The organism is Arthrobacter sp. TmtSoilC77, assembly GCF_059739415.1.
Genome location: NZ_AP046050.1, coordinates 1,894,547 through 1,912,050 on the forward strand (window position 1 = coordinate 1,894,547; position 17,504 = coordinate 1,912,050).

The window sequence follows — 17,504 nt, forward strand, 5'->3', positions numbered from 1 at the left end:
CTAAACGAGGCAGGGAAGAGGCCCGAATCCGCGGGGAATCCGGGCCTCGTCCAAAGGTGCTTGGGACGGCCTAGCCGAAAGTGCGTTGCCGGGCTTTGATCGATTCGACGTAGCGCTTCGTGTCGTCGTACATGCCGTACTTGCTGACCGAGTACTGCCCTTGGTAGTAACCGGCGATGGCGTTGTCAAGGTCTTTGCTGGTGGCGATGAGTGCCCTGATGATGGCGACGCCGGCCGTCGCATTGTCATATGGATCCAGGAGGTTGAGCTTGCGGCCCACCAAATCCGATGCCCATTGGCCCGAGGAAGGAATGACCTGCATGGTTCCAATGGCGTTGGCGGGGGAGACCGCGCGCTGGTCAAAGCCGGATTCCTGCTCGGCGAAAGCGAGTGCCAAGGAGGGGCTGACTCCCATGCGGCGGGCGGTATCAGCCACGATTGACTTCATTTCATCCCGGCTCGGGACCGGCAAAGCGTTCAACAGCGCCTTGTTTTCGTTCGCAGAGCTGACAACAGCGGGCGGGTACGTAAAGCCGAGGAAGGTGCTCGGCACCAGTGGCTTGGTCTCCCCGGCGGGCTGCAGCGACGAAGTGCCGGGGATGGTGAGCTTCTGCCCGGGATAAATGACGGTCGTCGCCGAAACTGTATTCACGCTCATCAGCGCTGACAACGAAACGTTGTGACGCGATGCAATGGAGCTGAGGGTATCGCCCGCTTTGATGGTATACGAGCCTGTGCTGGCGACAGGAGTGGCCGCAGGTGCCGGGGCGGGGGCAGGAGCAGGCGGAGTCGAGGGCGAAGAGCCGCCACTGACCTTGATCTTCTGGCCAGGGTAGATGATGGAGCTTCCACTGAGATTGTTCCAGCTGAAGATGCTGGACAGCGGGACACCGTGCCGGGCGGCGATCGCGCCCAGCGTATCGCCCGGAACCACCGTGTAGGTGGTGGCATTCGAAGGTGCCGCAGGCGCCGGCGTCTGTTCAGGGGCGGCCGGGGCGGTGCCAGTGAGTTTGATGGTCTGGCCAGGGTAGATCAGCGTTGTTGCCGTGAGCTTGTTCAGCTGCAGGACAGCGGCCGTGTCCAGGTTGAAGCGGCGTGCAATGGCACTGATGGTGTCTCCGCGGACGATCTTGTAGGTGTCCGGGACAGCGGGGGCCATGGGCCTCAGGGCGGCAGGAAGCGTTGCCGCAACCGCTTGGGCGGGAATCACGTTGCCCGCTTTGGTGGCCTGGGCCTTCATGGCTGCCGCGAGGGTAGCCGGAATCTTGCGCGGTTGGGGTGCCGGTGCAGCCGTGGCTGGCTGGGCCAAGGCAAGCGAGGACAAAACCACGGCGGGAAGCGCAGCCGTGGTTGCCGCAATTACCGGCATGCTCATGGTTCGTTTCGGCGAGCGGGGCGTCGTCATGGAGTGTGTCCTCATCTCAGCAGCGGGAATAGTTTGTGTTGCCGCTGTTACCAGTGTTGCCAATGTTACTGATGTTATCAATGTTATCAATGTTGCAAGTGTGATCAGTGTGAATCTCTCACACTTATTCATTCGGCACAACAATTCCTGCACTATGGAAATCCCGTCGCTGAATTCATCCCCCTGAAAAGGCGACTTTCTCGCGCATGGAGGGACCGTCGTCGTACTCCGGCTAGGCGACTGGCAGCCCGGCGTGGCAACCTAGTTCCGTGAGTAATGTAGAAAGCCTTGTTTCCGACTGGTTGCCGCTGCCGGATGTCGCCGAGCTGTTGGGAGTTTCCATCACCAAAGTCCATGGACTGTTGGATGAGCGTGCGCTGGTGGCCATCAGGCGGGGAGAGCGGAATATCCGCTCGATCCCGGCGCTGTTTATTCAAGATGGACACGTCGTGGACAGCTTGAAGGGGACCATCGCGGTTCTTAGCGATGCTGGTTATAACGACGAAGAACTCATCGTGTGGTTGTTTACGCCTGACGATTCATTGCGGGGACGGCCTGTCGATGCGTTGCGCGAAGGACGCAAGACGGAGATTCGGCGTCGCGCCCAATCGCTCGCCTGGTAGAACAGTCGCTCGCCTGGTTGCCGGCTAGCCGGCGCTCAGACTCCCATAAGCAGTTAAACAGTGGACGACGGCGGTTCTTGACCGCCGTCGTCGTCTCAACGTCTGGAAATGCCCGGTCAGGCGGCCCGGCTGACAGCTGCCTCGGCCAGTTGGCGCAATGCTGTGAGCGGTAATTCTTCCAGCGGCAGCTGTTCCAGGGCAGCGAAGGCTTTGTCGCTCAGCTCGTCGATGAGGGATTCCGTGGCATCAAGCGCGCCGCACTCGACCATGATGTTGCGGATTGTGGAAACTTCGTCCTCACCCAGATTCGGTTTCCCCAACATTTCGTCCAAATACTTGGCTTGATCTGTGGGAGCCAGATTAATGGCAAACCCAACGAGCACTGTCCGCTTGCCCTCCCGGAGGTCATCGCCGGCAGGTTTTCCCGTTGTCTCCGGATCGCCGAAAACGCCCAGGACGTCATCGCGCAATTGGAACGCCTCGCCCAAGGGCAATGAAAATGCCGAATATGCCTTCAGCAGGTCCTTCGATGCGCCCGCCAATGCTCCACCCAGGGCCAAGGGGTGCTCGGTGGAATATTTGGCAGATTTATAGCGAATAATCGAGGTGGCGCGCTCCACGGAACCCGCGCGATCGCGTACCGGACCGGCTACTTCCTCGAGAATGTCCAGGTATTGCCCGGCCATTACCTCGGCCCGCATGAGGTTGAAAATACGGCGCGCTTCACTTCCTGCGGCTGCCCTGGGGCCGATTTCCGTGAAGGATTCCTCGCTGAAGGAAAGGCACAAATCGCCGGTCAGGATCGCCGCGGCGTGGCCGAACCGTTCATTGTCCAGCGCCCATCCGTTGGCCTCGTGGAGTTGGCTGAAGCGGCGGTGCACACTGGGGCCTCCGCGACGCGTATCGGAACGGTCAATGATGTCGTCATGGATGAGGGCCGCGGCTTGGAAAAGTTCCAAAGCGCAGCCGGCCGTCAGGATGTCCGCGTCACCCGCGGGACCGCCCGCACCCCGCCAGCCCCAGTAGCACATCAGTGCACGAAGCCGTTTTCCGCCTGTGACGAGGCTGGATATTGACCCCATGAGGGGAGCGACGTCCGGGGAAATCGTAGCCATCATGTCCTGCTGGACCGCCAGGAACCCATTCAGCTTTCCGGCGACGCCGGCAATAAACTCAAGTTGCTCCGTGTGGAGTCGGGAAACCGGCGTCACTTGACGGACCCGGCCGCCACGTTGGCGCCGATGGTGAACGTGGAAACGCCTTCCTTTTGCCTCACCGACACGTTGACCGTCTCACCGTCACCGCGGATGAAGTCGATTGATGTGACGTTTCCTACGGCTTCGGGGCCTGGAACAACCTTGAATCCTTGTGCTTCAAGCGAGGTCTTGTAGTAATCCACCACGCTTTCCGGTGGAGCTTTGACCGTTCCTACGAGGGCAACCGTGGCAGGAGATACGTTCTTGTCAAAGCTGCTGGAGCGTACAGACGTCTTGGGCATCACCGGGATGAGCTGTTCCGGAAAGCCCGGGACCAAAGCGCCAACTGTGGCCGTCGCGCCGGGCACGGGTCCGGCTGACGCGGACGTGTCAGGAGCCTGTGACGACGATGGGTCGGAGGCCGGGGAAGAGGTCGTAGCCGTGGAGGAATCAGGGGAGTTCCCGGATGCGGGTGTGGCAGCCGGGCTGCCGGGGGATGGAGTACAGGCGGAAACCGCCAGGGCGACACTCGCTGCGAGCAGGGTAAACCCTCGCGATTGAGGAGTTCCAAAGAGCTTCACAGGGGGTATCCTTCCTTGGGCTGACGGGGGACTGTGCCTCCAGTTTAGTCAGTGGCCGGGCATAGTATTGCCGTTGTGAGGCAGGAAGCATTCGGTGGCGCCCAAAGCGCCGGCAGCGAACCAGCCCGCAGCGCGCACGACGCCCTGCGGGAACAGCGGCGAACCAGCATCCTGCACGTGGACATGGACGCCTTTTTCGTTTCCGTGGAACTGCGCAGCCGGCCGGACTTGCGCGGAAAGCCGGTGATCGTCGGCTTCCCTGCTGAACGCTCCGTCGTCTTGTCCGCGTCCTACGAAGCCCGGGCCACAGGTGTGAAGTCAGCGATGCCCATGGCCATTGCCATGCGGATGTGCCCCGGCGCTGTCATCATCCACCCGCGCCACAAGCTCTATTACGAGGTTTCTGCACAGCTCATGGAGATCTTCGCCTCCATTACGGACCTCGTGGAGCCCTTGAGTGTTGACGAGGCTTTCCTGGACGTTGGTGGGGCAATCCGACGTCTCGGATCTCCCTTGGACATCGGACATCTCATCCGCCGTCGTGTTCGGTCTGAACTTGGTATCACCGCTTCAGTGGGGATTGCCGGAACCAAGTTTGTGGCCAAGATCGCATCCACCCGGTGCAAGCCGGACGGCATCCTCCAGATCGACGCCGAGGACACCATCGCGTACCTTCACAGCTTGCCGGTCAGTGCCCTCTGGGGCGTCGGCGGCAAGACCGCCGAGGTGCTGGCACGCCTCGGCATCCGGACGGTGGCCGACGTGGCGGCTACGCCGGTGGCATCGCTGAAAAAAGTCCTTGGCGCCAGCGGAGAGCACGTCCACAGGCTGTCGATGGGAATAGATCCCAGGCCGGTCACTCCTACGAGGCTGGAAAAGAGCATCGGCGCGGAGGAGACTTTCGCCACAGATTCGGCGGACGATGCCCTGCTGCACAGGGAGCTACTCAGGCTGTCCCATCGCACGGCGGCGCGGCTGCGCAGTTCCGGGATGCTGGCCCGTACGGTAGCTTTGAAACTCCGGTACGCCGACTTTTCCACGGTGACCCGCAGCCGGACGGTGCATACTCCCGTTGACAGCGCCCAGCTTATTTACCAGGTTGCCGTGCAACTGCTGGAGTCCTTGGGGGCACGATCCATGAGCGTTCGTCTCGTGGGTGTCCGTGCGGAGCAGTTGGAACCGGCCGGCCAAGCGTCCATGCAGCTCAGCCTTGACCGGCGCGATGACAACTGGCGGGCCGCGGAGCAGGCCCTTGACCGCGTCGCCGAACGCTTCGGCTCCAAAACATTGCTCCCGGCCAGGCTCCTGGATCCGGGCAAGACTCCTGACGTGAAATGACCGCTGCGATGCCACGCAGGCGCCTTCCGCGCGTCTTTCAGAACAGCGCCTGACAAACTATCCTAATTAGTACAGATATTTAGATCGTCTGGACAGCTGTTTCCTGAGCAGTCGGTCCCAGGATGTCCGCTAACAAGGCGGAAATTTTTGGGGAACGCTTTTCGTGGCCCGATCGTTTTGGAAACAGACGCACAGGCCGCGATTCGTCCAGACGCTGGCTGACTAAAGGAGGTCGCGATGCCCCTCTCGGAGCATGAACAGAAGCTGCTTGAGCAACTTGAGAAGCAGCTTCATGAGGACGATCCGAAGTTTGCCAACACCATGGGTTCGGATCCCATCCGCAGCTGGTCAACCCGGCACGTGATAATTGGTGTCCTTGGTGCCATCGCAGGCATCCTTTTGCTGCTGGTCGGCGTGTCGCTTCAACAAATTTTTGTTGGCGTCCTCGGCTTTGTGGTGATGGGCGCAGGTGTCTACTTTGCGACTCTTAGGGGCGCGGCGTTCGGCAAGGCCCGGAAAGGGAAAGCCGGAAAGTCAAAGTCCAAGAGTTCGTTCATGAGCAATCTAGAGGAGCGCTGGGACGAGCGCCGCCGCGACGACAATTGAGCGTGGCCGCAAGCATTAGCCCGGAACCGGATCCCTTCCACGCGACGATTCCTGAATAACCTGCGCCTATACCTGGTGCATGCCCCTGGGTGGCAGGGGACACAAAGGACCCTTTACGGGTCTTTTTGCGTTTAACCCCTGTCCTCCACTTTCCACCCCTTCGAGGTTGATAAGCCGCTGTGGACGCGGAGCGCGGCCATCCCTGCACCCGATTCCGACCGGGGAGCATGGGGCATGCCCCAGGCCTTCCTCTGCCCTCCACTTGCCCTCCACTTCCCACCACGCCCTTGAATCCGCGCATTCACGCGCCTTCGGAAACTCAAAGTGGTGGAGAAACGGTCCGTGGTGCGTTGACTGTGGGGCTTTGTGGAGTAAAGTGGAGCGCATAAGAGGGTATTGGCAGGGTTGGGTTTGAACGGGCACCTTGACTGAGGGGCGGTGGGCCGGTGTTTCTTGGCACCCATTCCCCACGCCTTGATGAAAAGGGCCGGATCATACTTCCCGCGAAGTTCCGTGAGGAACTTGCCGAGGGCCTGGTTCTCACAAGGGGTCAGGAACGCTGCATTTACGTCTTCAGCCAGAGGGAATTCGAGCGCATTCACGAATCGATGCGGGAGGCACCACTGTCTTCCAAGCAGGCTCGTGATTACATTCGGGTTTTCCTGTCTGGGGCCTCTGACGAGGTACCTGACAAGCAGGGGCGCGTGACGATTCCGCCGGCGCTCCGGGCCTATGCAGGGCTCGGCCGGGAATTGGCAGTTATCGGTGCCGGTACCCGCGCGGAGATCTGGGATGCCGAGGCTTGGAATGAATACCTCGCCGAGAAGGAAGCAGCCTTCTCGGAAACCGACGATGACAATCTGCCCGGGTTCATCTAACCGGGGGATGGGGCCTTGGCCCCGGTCCTTGGATGGGATCTCCAGCCGCCCATCGAACTGTCTTCCTGGCTCAACTTCCCCTGGGCCAGGCCGGCGGAACGATAGGCGCGGATGGGGATCCGATCCAAGGAACTGAATGCAAGCGATTGAGGAAAGAGGAGGCAACGTGGAAGAGCAGGACGCGGCAAAGCCCACATCTGAGCGCCACGTGCCCGTCCTGAAGGACCGCTGCATCAACTTGCTCGCCCCGGGCTTCGAAGCAGCCCGGTCCAGGGGTGAGACCCCGATTGTTATTGATGCCACCTTGGGCATGGGCGGCCACTCCGAGGCCATGCTGCAGCGATTCCCGGACTTGCACCTCGTGGGGATCGACCGCGATGAGGAAGCGCTGGCCTTGGCTGGCGCGCGGCTGGAGCCCTTCTCCGACCGCACGGACCTGGTTCATGCCGTCTATGACGAAATCGAGGACGTCCTTGCCGATCTCGGCATCCCGGAGGTCCATGGCATCCTCATGGACCTGGGTGTTTCGTCCCTGCAGTTGGACGAGCGCGAACGCGGCTTCGCCTATTCGTATGACGCGCCACTGGACATGCGGATGGATACCAGCCGCGGACAGACAGCTGCGGACGTCGTCAACAACTACAGCGAAGAAGACCTGGTTCGTATCATCCGCAAGTGGGGTGAGGAAAAATTTGCCGGCAGGATCGCCAATCGCATTGTGAACGCCCGCGCCGGGAAGCCCTTCGCCACTACCGGAGAACTCGTTGAGCAAATCCGCAGTGTAGTACCTGCTGCTGCCGCCAAGAGTGGTGGCCACCCGGCTAAACGGACCTTCCAGGCACTGCGTATCGAGGTCAACGAAGAACTCGACGTCCTGGAACGGGCTATCCCAGCCGCCGTCGCAGCGACTGCCGTGGGTGGGCGGATTGTCGTCATGTCCTACCACTCCCTGGAGGACAAGATCGTAAAGTCCGTTTTCCAGGCCGGATCCAAGTCCTCAGCACCGCTCGGATTCCCGGTTGAACTCGAAGAACACAAACCCGAACTGAAAACACTGACCAAAGGCACGGAAGTGCCTACGGCCGCAGAAATTGCCGAGAACCCGCGCGCGGCGTCTGCCCGACTCAGGGCCGTGGAGCGCATCAAGCCAAGGAGAGTCGCATGAGCACCGCCGCAGCGAAGACACTGCCCTCCGTGGTAGGCAACACGGCCAGGGCACTTCCGGCTCCAGCCGGCAAGCCCGACGCCGGTCGAAAGGCCCGTACGCCGCTTTCGCTTGTGCGCAGCGCCCCAGGGAAGCGGCGCACTCCCTTTGTCGTCCTGTGCTTCGTGGTGATGGCGGCCGCCCTGCTGACAGTGCTCGTCCTTAACATTTCTGTATCCACGGCCCAGTACCGGTTGGTGCAGCTCAAATCAGAAGCAGCCACCCTGAACAAGGAAAACCAGGATCTGACACAGAAGAAGCAGAACTTCGAGGCTCCCCAGAATCTGGCTGCAAAGGCTGCAGAATTGGGAATGGTACAGTCCACCGTCAAGGGCCAGATCGATCTGAACACCATGACGGTCACCGGAAAGGCGACCCCGGCTGTAAAGGGTGACAACCCTGCGGCCGTGATCGCCCCTCCCGCCGTTGCCGGCCAGCTTGATGTGGTGCCCTCGGTGACTACCAAGGATCCGTTGGAAAACCTCAAACCGGCAACACCCGTAGCGCCTGCGGCCACACCGGCTGCGCCCGCTGCCAAGCCCGCAGCCCAGGCGCCTGCAGAGCTTCACGGGGGATCCGTTCCCGCTCCCCGGCAGAAGGCACCAGGGCAATAGCCCGCAAGATCACCGACGCAAGGCCAGCAGCAAGGAATCCACGTGGCGCAAAACCCCGGCAAATCAAAAAAGACGAAGGTGCCGGCGGCGAGGAAGCGGCTCCGGGTTGGTCTTGGCATCATGCTGACACTGCTGTTGGTGGTGGGCGGGAAACTCTTCATGGTGCAAGGCCTTGATGTCGGTGGCATGGCCGAGGCGGCCCTTGCGAACCGCCTCACGCCGCAGGTACTGCCGGCCGAACGCGGCAGGATCCTGGACGCCAACGGCACTGTCCTGGCCAGCAGTGTCATCCGCTACAACATTGTTGTGGATCAGGTCCTGAACACCGCCACCGCTGAGTTCAAGCGCTACAACGAGAAGACTGAAGAAGTAGAGACCATCCCGCGGGACCAGGGTATCTCCGAACTGGCTTCGCTCCTCGGTGCCGATCCCGCCAAAGTCAGGGAGTCCCTCACTGGCGACAAGAAGTACTTCACGGTGGCCAAGGATGTGAAACCCGAGCTTGAAGACCGCATTTCCAAGCTGCATATTCCAGGTGTGGCCGCCGAAGGCGTCAGTAAGCGCGTCTATCCGAACGGCAGCGTGGCAGGCGGGGTGGTGGGTTTCCTCCAGGACGGCACCACAGGCCAGGCAGGCATCGAGCAAACCCAGGACCAGGTCCTCCGCGGTACCGAAGGCAAGCGTGTTTTCGAGATTGGCGCCGATGGCCTCAGGATTCCCGTGGCAACTGATGAACTCACGCCGGCTGTGGATGGAAGCGACGTCAAGCTGACGCTCAACACGGACATCCAGTACTTCGCACAGCAGGCCATCCAAAGCCAGGTCAACAAGATGAACGCCGAGTGGGGTTCCATCATTGTGATCGACACCAAGACAGGCAACCTCATTGCATTGGCCGACACGAATGCCCCGGACCCCAACGACCCCGGGAAAGTTGATGCCAAGGACCGGGGTGTGCGTTCAGTGACGGCCGCCTACGAGCCCGGATCCGTCGAGAAGATGATCACTGCCTCTGCCGTGATCGAGGAGGGTAAGTCCTTCCCGCTGGACCATTTCACTATCCCGCCGTCCTACACCATTGACGGCCAGACGTTCACCGATGCGTTCGAGCACGGCACCGAAGAACGCACGCTGGCCGGAATCCTGGGCTGGTCCATGAACACCGGGACCGTGATGGCGGGAAGCAGGCTGACCAAAGAGCAGCGCTATGAATGGCTGAAGAAATTCGGCGTCGGCGAGCAAACGGACATCGGCCTTCCCGCGGAGGCTACGGGTATCCTCGCCAAGCCCGATCAGTGGGATGAACGCCAGCAATACACGGTGCTGTTCGGTCAGGGCGTATCGCAGTCCACGCTGCAAACCGTGCGGGCCTTCCAGTCGATCGCCAACGACGGCGTGATGTTGCAGCCCAGGCTCATCGACAGCTACATCACCCCGGAAGGCGAAGAGCAGAAGGTTCCCGCCAAGGAGTCCCGGCAGGTGGTGTCCAAGGAAACTGCCCAGCAAATGCGGGACATCCTGGAAAGCGCAGTGACCGAGGGGCAGATCAAGGACGCAGCCATCGACGGCTACCGGGTGGGCGCCAAGACAGGAACCTCGCAGGCACCCCGCGAAGATGGGCTCGCCGGCTTTGACGGGTACACGGCCTCGATGGTGGGCATGGCGCCCATGGATGATCCCCGGTTCATCGTCGAAGTCGTGCTGCAGCGGCCGAGGGGAAATATCTACGGCATCACCAATGGGCCCGTGTTCCGTTCGGTCATGTCGCAGGTTCTCAGGACCTACAACGTGGCGCCATCCACCGGGACCCCCGCGCGCCTGCCGCAGTTCGTCAAGTAAGCTTCTTGGGCGTCTGTTTCGGCCAAAGAATTTGATCCATCACTACCGGCTGGGCGCCGCTGGCCCCAAGCCGGTCGTTCCACCGAGCATCAACGGAGAACCACGTGTCAGAGCACAAAGAGGCCGCTTTCCATGCCGAGAGGCCGGAGACCGGCACATCCGGCTTTCGTCCGGCGTCTGTGGCTGCAGTGCCTTTGTCGACCATTGCAGAAGCCCTGGGTGTCGCCGTCCCGGCGGACGGCGGAACCAGGGGAGTGACGGGGATCTCGCTGAACTCCCGGGCTGTTGAACCCGGTGACCTTTACATGGCCCTGCCCGGCGCTTCGCGCCATGGTGCCGACTTCGTCCCCCAAGCGGTCGACGCCGGCGCGGTCGCCGTAGTCACGGACGACGCCGGGGCACGGCAGCTTGCCTTGACAGGCGAGCAGCCCGTACCTGTCCTTATCGTCGAGGAGCCGCGCACCGTCGTCGGGCGTTTGGCTGCCCTGATCTACCGCAGCCAGCCGGACGACGGCGGGTTCCCGACACTGTTCGGAGTGACCGGGACCAACGGTAAAACGACCACAACGTACTTCATCAACTCCTTGCTCCGTGCCCTGGGTAAAACCCCGGGGCTCATCGGAACAATCGAAATCCTGGCCGGGGGAGATCCCATTCCGAGCTTGTTGACGACGCCGGAATCCACCGACGTCCATGCACTGCTTGCCTTGATGCGGGAACGTGGGCTGGAGGCGGCCTCCATGGAGGTGTCCTCCCACGCCGTTGCTTATCACCGCGTGGATGGCGTGATGTTCGACGTCGCCGGGTTCACGAACCTCACCCAGGACCACCTGGACCTGCACGGCAGCATGGACGAGTATTTCCGCACCAAAGCTGAGCTGTTCACCCCCGGACGGGCACGCCAGGCAGTGGTGATGGTGGACGACGAGTGGGGCCGCAACCTGGCGCGAACAGCGGACATTCCGGTCACCACACTTACTGTCACGGCAGGAGGCAGCCCTGCCGATTGGTCCGTGGCCTCAACCACGGCCCGTGGACTCGGCACCGATTTTGAACTGCGGCACACGGATGGCCGTGTCCTGCGCGTACACACTGGCTTGCCGGGTGACTTCAACGTGGCGAACGCGGCCCTGGCCACGATCATGGTCCTTTCATCAGGCGTCGATGCAGAGACCCTCCAGGGCGCACTCGACGCCCACGATCCCTTTACCGTGGCCGTTCCCGGACGAATGCAGCTCATCTCCACCGCGCCGGCCTCCGTGGTGGACTTTGCACACAACCCGGATGCCCTGGCCCGCGCGCTGCAGGCTGTCCGGTCCCGCGAACAAGGCTCCCGTGTGATCGTGGTGTTCGGGGCCACCGGGCAACGGGACCAAAGCAAGCGTCCTACGATGGGCGCCATCGCCGCACGCTTGGCAGACATTGTCATCGTCAGCGACGACGACCCCCACGATGAGGATGCAGCAGCTATCCGTTCAGAGGTGCTGGCAGGTGCCTATGCTGCCCGTGAGGCCGGCAACCTGACCAGTGAAATCATCGAATCCTCGCCGCGGGATGCCGCCATCAGACGTGCAGTGGAGTTGGCCACCCCGAAGGACACCATCCTCATCGCAGGTCGCGGCCACGAGGTATGGCAAGAGGTCAAGGGCGTCAACCTCGCCCTTGACGACAGAGTGGAATTGCGGGCCGCCTTGACATCCAGGGGATTCAGCGTTTCAACGGACCAGCGGATAGAGTCCTAAACCGAGATGATTGCACTTACTGCGGCGGAGATCGCCCACATCACCCATGGCCGTTTAACCGGAGACGGGGACATCGCGCCCACTTCCGTCGTCACTGATTCCCGGGAAGCTACACCTGGTTCGCTCTACGTGGCGAAGCCCGGCGAACACGCGGACGGTCATGACTTCGTCGACGCTGCCTTCGAGCGGGGTGCCGTCCTGGTGCTGGCCGAACGCGAGGTCACCGATGTCGACGGCAAGCCGTATCCCGCCGTCGTCGTCGATGACGCCGTGCTCGCCATGGGAGCCCTTGCTGCCGAAGCAATCCGCCGCATCCGCTCCGCCAGGGAACAGCGCGGCGAGGAATTTACGGTCATCGGCATTACCGGGTCCGCCGGCAAGACCACCACCAAGGACTTACTCGCCGGCGTGTTGTCCCAAGCCGGGCCCACGGTGGCTCCGCGCGGCTCATACAACGGTGAGGTCGGCGTCCCGTTGACAGTCTTTGCCGCCGATACGGACACTCGCTTCCTCGTCATTGAGATGGGAGCCACCGGCATCGGGCACATCAAGTACCTCGCTGGGATGGTGCAGCCCGATATTGGCGTGGTGCTGGTGGTCGGCACCGCGCACGCCGGGGAATTCGGCGGTGTGGAAAACATCGCCACGGCCAAGGGCGAACTCGTTGAAGCGCTCAGTGAGCACGGTACGGCTGTCCTGAACCTGGACGATGGCCGGGTTTCCGCCATGAAGAGCCGCACCACGGCCAAGGTCCTGGGCTTTAGCGCCTCTCCAGCGACGAACGAAGACGTGGAAGCGCGCAACGTTGTAGTCAACGCAGAGGGCCACCCCGAGTTTGATCTTGTACTGCCCGACGGCGGCCCTTCCGTTCGCGTCCGCAGCCGCCTGATCGGCGGCCATCACGTGACGAACCTGCTGGCTGCCGCTGCTGCGGCATTTGCCGCGGGCATCCCGGCGGCAGACATTGCTTCCTCGCTTAGTTCCCAGTCCGCCGCCAGCCGCTGGCGCATGGAACGAACCGAACGCCCTGACGGTGTCACCATCATCAACGACGCATACAACGCCAATCCTGAGTCGATGCGGGCAGCACTGCGCACACTCGCTGATCTTGGACAGGGCAGACGGACCTGGGCCGTGCTTGGGGCCATGCTGGAGCTCGGCGAGGATTCCATCCGCGAGCACACCGCCGTGGGAACACAGGTGGTTCGCCTGAACATCTCCAGGCTCGTGGTGGTGGGACGCGAAGCGCGGGCCCTTTACATATCGGCCATCCAGGAAGGTTCGTGGGGCGACGAATGTTCGTTCACGGAGACTGCCGAAGAAGCTTACGAACTCCTGCAACGGGAGCTGCAACCCGGAGACCTGGTTTTGTTCAAGTCCTCCAATGGGGTGGGGCTGAGGCATTTGGGTGATCGGATAGCATTACCCCCACGGGCCGAGTCCACCGGGGAAAGCGCGGCTGAAGATGCCGCAAGCGAAGGGAACGAGCTGCTGTGATTGCACTTTTGATCGGCGCCGGCGTCGCCCTTCTGGTGGCCCTGATAGGGACGCCCCTGTTCATCAGGTTCCTGGTGGCAAAGAGCTATGGCCAGTTCATCCGGGACGACGGCCCAACCTCGCACCACACCAAGCGAGGCACGCCCACCATGGGCGGGACCGTGGTTGTTGCGGCGGTCCTGATCAGCTACTTCGTGACCCACTTGATCATGTGGATGATGAATCCACGGTCCGAGGGGCCCTCCGCGTCCGGGCTGCTTCTGCTGTTCCTCATGGTAGGAATGGGCTTCGTTGGCTTCCTGGATGACTACATCAAAATTTCCAACAAGCGCAGTTTGGGCCTGAACGCCCGTGCCAAGCTGATCCTGCAAGCCGCCGTTGGCATCATTTTTGCCGTTCTCGTGCTGCAGTTTCCGAACGAGGACGGACTCCGTCCGGCTTCCACGCAAATTTCCCTCGTCCGTGACATCCCCTGGCTGGATCTCGCCTTTGGCGGGACCATCCTGGGCGCAATTCTCTTTGTCATTTGGTCCAACCTCATTATCACTGCGGCTACGAATGGCGTGAACCTGACAGACGGCCTGGACGGCCTCGCGTCGGGAGCATCCATCATGGTGTTCGGCGCCTACACGATCATGGGGATCTGGCAGAACAACCAGGCCTGTGGTTCGCCCCGTGAGGCGGGCAGCGGTTGTTACCAAGTACGCGACCCCATGGACCTGGCGCTCCTGGCGGCAATCCTGAGCGCCGCTTTGGTGGGCTTCCTCTGGTGGAACACATCACCGGCCAAGATCTTCATGGGTGACACTGGTTCCCTGGCAATCGGAGGCGCTGTTGCCGCCTTCGCAATCCTCTCCCGCACAGAACTTTTGCTGGCCTTCATCGGTGGTTTGTTCGTCCTGATCACCCTTTCCGTCATCATCCAGGTTGGCTTCTTCAAGCTGTCGGGTGGCAAACGGGTCTTCAAGATGGCCCCACTGCAACATCACTTCGAACTGAAGGGTTGGGCAGAGGTCACGGTTGTTGTCCGCTTCTGGATTCTTGCCGGGCTCTTCGTGGCCGCAGGCCTTGGAATCTTCTACGCTGAATGGGTGGTGCTGCTGTGAACGCAAACCAGGAGAGCTCGCAGTCGGCCAACGACCGCCTCAAGGATCTCACCAGCTGGGATGCTGATTGGCGTGGCTTGCGGGTGGTGGTGACCGGAATCGGCGTGTCGGGTTTTGCTGCCGCAGATACCCTCATCGAACTTGGCGCAAAAGTTGTGGTGGTGGATGCCTCGACCACGGCGAAAGCAGAGGCGCAGGCCGACACCCTGAAAATCGTGGGTGCGGTGGATGTACTGCTGGGCGAAGAGGCCGTCAAGGTCCTTCCCCTCATCGACGGCAACAAGCCCGAGCTCATTGTGACCTCGCCGGGATGGCGCCCGGACCAAGCCTTGCTGGCCGCCGCCAAACGCAAGCACATTCCCGTGTGGGGCGACGTCGAATTGGCGTGGCGCGTCCGCGAACGGGCTGGCCGGAAGACCGCTGATTGGCTCACCATCACCGGCACCAACGGCAAGACCACCACGGTTGGGATGACAGAGTCCATGCTGCAGGCGGCCGGACTCAAGGCCATTGCGGTGGGCAACGTAGGCACGCCCATCCTTGACGCGCTCAGGGATCCGGTGGAGTACGACGCTTTTGCGGTGGAACTCTCAAGCTTCCAGTTGCATTGGAGCCATTCGCTGTCACCGGTGGCCAGCGTATGCCTGAACGTCGCCGAAGACCACGTGGACTGGCATGGCTCCTACGCGTCGTACCTTGCAGACAAAGCGAAGGTCTACGAGAACACGCAGAAGGCCGCAATCTACAACGCCGATCAAATTGAAACCGAACGCATGGTGGAGAACGCGGACGTCGTGGAAGGCTGCCGCGCGGTCGGATTCACCACGAACACCCCTGGCATCAGCATGCTGGGCGTCGTGAATGGATTGTTGGTTGACCGCGCGTTTATCGAAGAGCGGAAAAACTCAGCCGCCGAACTCGCGTCCATCTCCGATCTGGGGCCAGTGGCACCGCGCCATATGGTGGCCAATGCCCTGGCCGCAGCTGCCCTCGTCCGTGCTTATGGGGTTGAGCCTGCCGCCGTGAAGCAGGGCTTGGTCAACTATCTTCCCGGTGCACACCGTATCCAGCTCGTGGCCAAACACGACGACGTGCTGTGGATCAATGATTCAAAGGCCACCAACCCACACGCTGCCTCGGCCGCTCTTTCGGCTTTCCACAATGTGGTGTGGATCGCAGGGGGACTCTCCAAGGGCGTCAATTACGATGACCTCGTCAAGGAGCACGCTCCCCGTTTGAAGTCGGTTGTGCTCATCGGCACTGACACGGAGGCCTTGGAAGCGTCGCTCCAGCGACACGCAACGGATGTCCCCGTGATAGCCCAGCCCAAGGGCGACACTGAAAGTGTGCAGACCGCAGACGGTAACGCCTCCTCGCCGATTTTTGGTGAGACCATCATGGCCCAGGCTGTGAGGGCAGCGGCCAGCGTGGCGGAGCCAGGTGACACCGTGCTCATGGCTCCGGCGGCTGCATCCATGGATCAGTTCTCTTCCTACGCTCACCGTGGCGACGCTTTCGTCCAGGCAGTACGCGAGCTCGTGGAAGGGCAGGCAAAGACCACCGAGGAGTAACAATGGTCAGCACGCCCACCCGCAGCCGCGGCAAGGTTTCCGGGGATGTCGGAGCCCAGGCTCCTTCGGCTGCCCGCAGGAAGCCCGCCCGGCTTCGGGGCCACGTTCGCTCCTTCTGGGAAGGCTTGGAGGGCAAGAGCAAAGCTCCCAACAGCTCCACGTATTACCTCATTCTTGGATGCGCCCTGGCCCTGACCGCCATCGGTGTGATGATGGTGCTCTCCGCATCCAGTGTGGAAGCGATCTCCGAAGGCAAGTCGCCCTACGCCGATGCATTGAAGCAGGCGATGTTTGGCGTCGTCGGACTGGTGGCGATGTACCTGATCTCGCGGACCAACGTCAGCTGGATGAAAAGGCTGTCCTGGTGGGGCCTCGGTGCCGTTGTGGTCCTGCTGATACTTGTCCAGGTTTTCGGTCGCAGCACCTTGGGCAACCAGAACTGGATCGATATCGGCGGCATCAGCATCCAGCCCTCGGAAGTTTCGAAGCTGGTCCTTTGTGTTTGGATCGCTGCAGTCCTGGCACGCAAGGAGAAATACCTGCACCGCTGGATGCACGTGATCATACCGGTGGTCCCAGGGGCCGGCCTGGTCCTTGGGTTGATCCTCGTGGGCAATGACCTGGGCACAGCGATCGTTGTCATGGCCATCGTTGCCGCAGGGCTGTACTTTGCCGGGGTTCCCACAAAGATGCTGGCAATTGCCGGCGTCGCCGGAGCCATTGGCGCTACAGCCATGACAATCATCAGTCCCAACCGGATCTGCCGGGTGACGGCCTGGCTGGGCATGGCAGGGGATTCCTGCACCGCAGATTCCGACTTCACCTACCAGTCCACCAATGGCATGTACGGATTGGCGCAGGGCAGTTGGACCGGTCTTGGGCTGGGGCAGAGCCGGCAAAAATACAACTGGCTTCCAGAGGCCCACAATGACTTCATTTTTGCCATCATTGGCGAGGAACTGGGACTGGTGGGCACCTTGGTGGTCCTGGTGCTGTTCGCCATCCTCGGCATCGCCATTTTCCGTGTCGTCGTACGGCAGACCGATCCGTTCCAGCGCACGCTCGCCGGTGGCATCATGGTGTGGCTCCTGGGACAGGCAAGCATGAACATGGCAGTGGTGACGCAGCTGCTTCCCGTGATCGGTGTCCCGCTGCCTTTCATTTCTGCAGGTGGCTCGGCCTTGGTGATGTCGCTGTGCGGCGTGGGCGTAGTGTTGTCCTTGGCCCGCGGACAGTTGCCACCACAACAGCGTCCCCGGCTCTTGCCGCGTCGTTTGTCCAAGACCGCACGAAAGCGTAAATAG

General features: G+C 61.7%; 15 protein-coding genes. 12 read left to right on the forward strand and 3 right to left on the reverse strand.

Features of this window, described 5'->3' with window-relative positions; translation table 11 throughout:
- Nucleotides 1-70: 70 nt before the first annotated feature.
- Nucleotides 71-1,405, reverse strand: a complete 1,335-nt coding sequence (locus tag AC6I99_RS08725) for a lytic transglycosylase (RefSeq protein ID WP_497945400.1) — start codon at nucleotides 1,403-1,405, stop codon at nucleotides 71-73.
- 269 nt (nucleotides 1,406-1,674) lie between these two features.
- Between AC6I99_RS08725 and AC6I99_RS08730 the strand changes: the two genes are divergently transcribed.
- A complete protein-coding gene (locus AC6I99_RS08730; protein ID WP_216922937.1) occupies nucleotides 1,675-2,028 on the forward strand; it encodes an Rv2175c family DNA-binding protein in 354 nt (117 codons plus the stop codon).
- 116 nt (nucleotides 2,029-2,144) lie between these two features.
- Here AC6I99_RS08730 and AC6I99_RS08735 read toward each other — a convergent pair whose 3' ends face one another.
- Entirely contained in the window at nucleotides 2,145-3,239 is a 1,095-nt protein-coding gene (locus tag AC6I99_RS08735) for a polyprenyl synthetase family protein (RefSeq protein ID WP_497945399.1), read from the reverse strand.
- A complete protein-coding gene (locus AC6I99_RS08740) occupies nucleotides 3,236-3,805 on the reverse strand; it encodes a hypothetical protein (RefSeq protein WP_224089538.1) in 570 nt (189 codons plus the stop codon). Before AC6I99_RS08740 ends, AC6I99_RS08735 begins: the two co-directional genes overlap by 4 nt.
- A gap of 75 nt (nucleotides 3,806-3,880) precedes the next feature.
- On the opposite strand from AC6I99_RS08740, the gene dinB reads away from it, so the two are divergent.
- The 11 genes from dinB (at nucleotide 3,881) to ftsW (ending at nucleotide 17,504) form a co-directional block, all read left to right on the forward strand.
- Nucleotides 3,881-5,143 (forward strand): DNA polymerase IV, encoded by a 1,263-nt coding sequence (gene dinB, locus AC6I99_RS08745; RefSeq protein ID WP_497945398.1) that lies wholly within the window; start codon nucleotides 3,881-3,883, stop codon nucleotides 5,141-5,143.
- Between the two features lie 237 nt (nucleotides 5,144-5,380).
- Complete coding sequence (locus AC6I99_RS08750; protein WP_224167050.1) at nucleotides 5,381-5,749, forward strand: SCO2097 family morphological protein; 369 nt, start codon at nucleotides 5,381-5,383, stop codon at nucleotides 5,747-5,749.
- 446 nt (nucleotides 5,750-6,195) lie between these two features.
- Entirely contained in the window at nucleotides 6,196-6,627 is a 432-nt protein-coding gene (gene mraZ / locus AC6I99_RS08755; RefSeq protein WP_216922947.1) for a division/cell wall cluster transcriptional repressor MraZ, read from the forward strand.
- A 136-nt stretch (nucleotides 6,628-6,763) separates the two neighbouring features.
- Nucleotides 6,764-7,792, forward strand: a complete 1,029-nt coding sequence (gene rsmH / locus AC6I99_RS08760; RefSeq protein WP_497960776.1) for a 16S rRNA (cytosine(1402)-N(4))-methyltransferase RsmH — start codon at nucleotides 6,764-6,766, stop codon at nucleotides 7,790-7,792.
- Entirely contained in the window at nucleotides 7,789-8,445 is a 657-nt protein-coding gene (gene ftsL / locus AC6I99_RS08765; RefSeq protein ID WP_224089546.1) for a cell division protein FtsL, read from the forward strand. The genes rsmH and ftsL overlap by 4 nt, the downstream gene beginning before the upstream one ends.
- Before the next feature lie 42 nt (nucleotides 8,446-8,487).
- Nucleotides 8,488-10,284, forward strand: coding sequence for a peptidoglycan D,D-transpeptidase FtsI family protein (locus tag AC6I99_RS08770; RefSeq protein ID WP_224089548.1), 1,797 nt, complete (start codon nucleotides 8,488-8,490; stop codon nucleotides 10,282-10,284).
- Nucleotides 10,285-10,388: 104 nt separating this feature from the next.
- Complete coding sequence (locus AC6I99_RS08775; protein WP_497960778.1) at nucleotides 10,389-12,026, forward strand: UDP-N-acetylmuramoyl-L-alanyl-D-glutamate--2,6-diaminopimelate ligase; 1,638 nt, start codon at nucleotides 10,389-10,391, stop codon at nucleotides 12,024-12,026.
- Between the two features lie 6 nt (nucleotides 12,027-12,032).
- Nucleotides 12,033-13,523, forward strand: a complete 1,491-nt coding sequence (locus tag AC6I99_RS08780; RefSeq protein ID WP_497945395.1) for a UDP-N-acetylmuramoyl-tripeptide--D-alanyl-D-alanine ligase — start codon at nucleotides 12,033-12,035, stop codon at nucleotides 13,521-13,523.
- A complete protein-coding gene (gene mraY, locus AC6I99_RS08785) occupies nucleotides 13,520-14,629 on the forward strand; it encodes a phospho-N-acetylmuramoyl-pentapeptide-transferase (RefSeq protein WP_224089553.1) in 1,110 nt (369 codons plus the stop codon). Before AC6I99_RS08780 ends, mraY begins: the two co-directional genes overlap by 4 nt.
- Nucleotides 14,611-16,200: a UDP-N-acetylmuramoyl-L-alanine--D-glutamate ligase gene (gene murD / locus AC6I99_RS08790; RefSeq protein ID WP_224089554.1), complete on the forward strand. Its 1,590-nt coding sequence runs from the start codon at nucleotides 14,611-14,613 to the stop codon at nucleotides 16,198-16,200. Before mraY ends, murD begins: the two co-directional genes overlap by 19 nt.
- A 2-nt stretch (nucleotides 16,201-16,202) precedes the next feature.
- The gene (ftsW, locus tag AC6I99_RS08795; protein ID WP_224167054.1) at nucleotides 16,203-17,504 is read left to right on the forward strand and encodes a putative lipid II flippase FtsW; all 1,302 of its coding nucleotides are present in this window, start codon (nucleotides 16,203-16,205) and stop codon (nucleotides 17,502-17,504) included.

Bases quoted from the DNA above. Each gene is read 5' to 3' on its own strand.
- AC6I99_RS08725 (WP_497945400.1), bottom strand. From the start codon at position 1,405: ATGACGACGCCCCGCTCGCCGAAACGAACCATGAGCATGCCGGTAATT.
- AC6I99_RS08750 (WP_224167050.1), top strand. From the start codon at position 5,381: ATGCCCCTCTCGGAGCATGAACAGAAGCTGCTTGAGCAACTTGAGAAG.
- AC6I99_RS08780 (WP_497945395.1), top strand. From the start codon at position 12,033: ATGATTGCACTTACTGCGGCGGAGATCGCCCACATCACCCATGGCCGT.
- murD (WP_224089554.1), top strand. From the start codon at position 14,611: ATGGGTGGTGCTGCTGTGAACGCAAACCAGGAGAGCTCGCAGTCGGCC.
- ftsL (WP_224089546.1), top strand. From the start codon at position 7,789: ATGAGCACCGCCGCAGCGAAGACACTGCCCTCCGTGGTAGGCAACACG.
- rsmH (WP_497960776.1), top strand. From the start codon at position 6,764: ATGCAAGCGATTGAGGAAAGAGGAGGCAACGTGGAAGAGCAGGACGCG.
- ftsW (WP_224167054.1), top strand. From the start codon at position 16,203: ATGGTCAGCACGCCCACCCGCAGCCGCGGCAAGGTTTCCGGGGATGTC.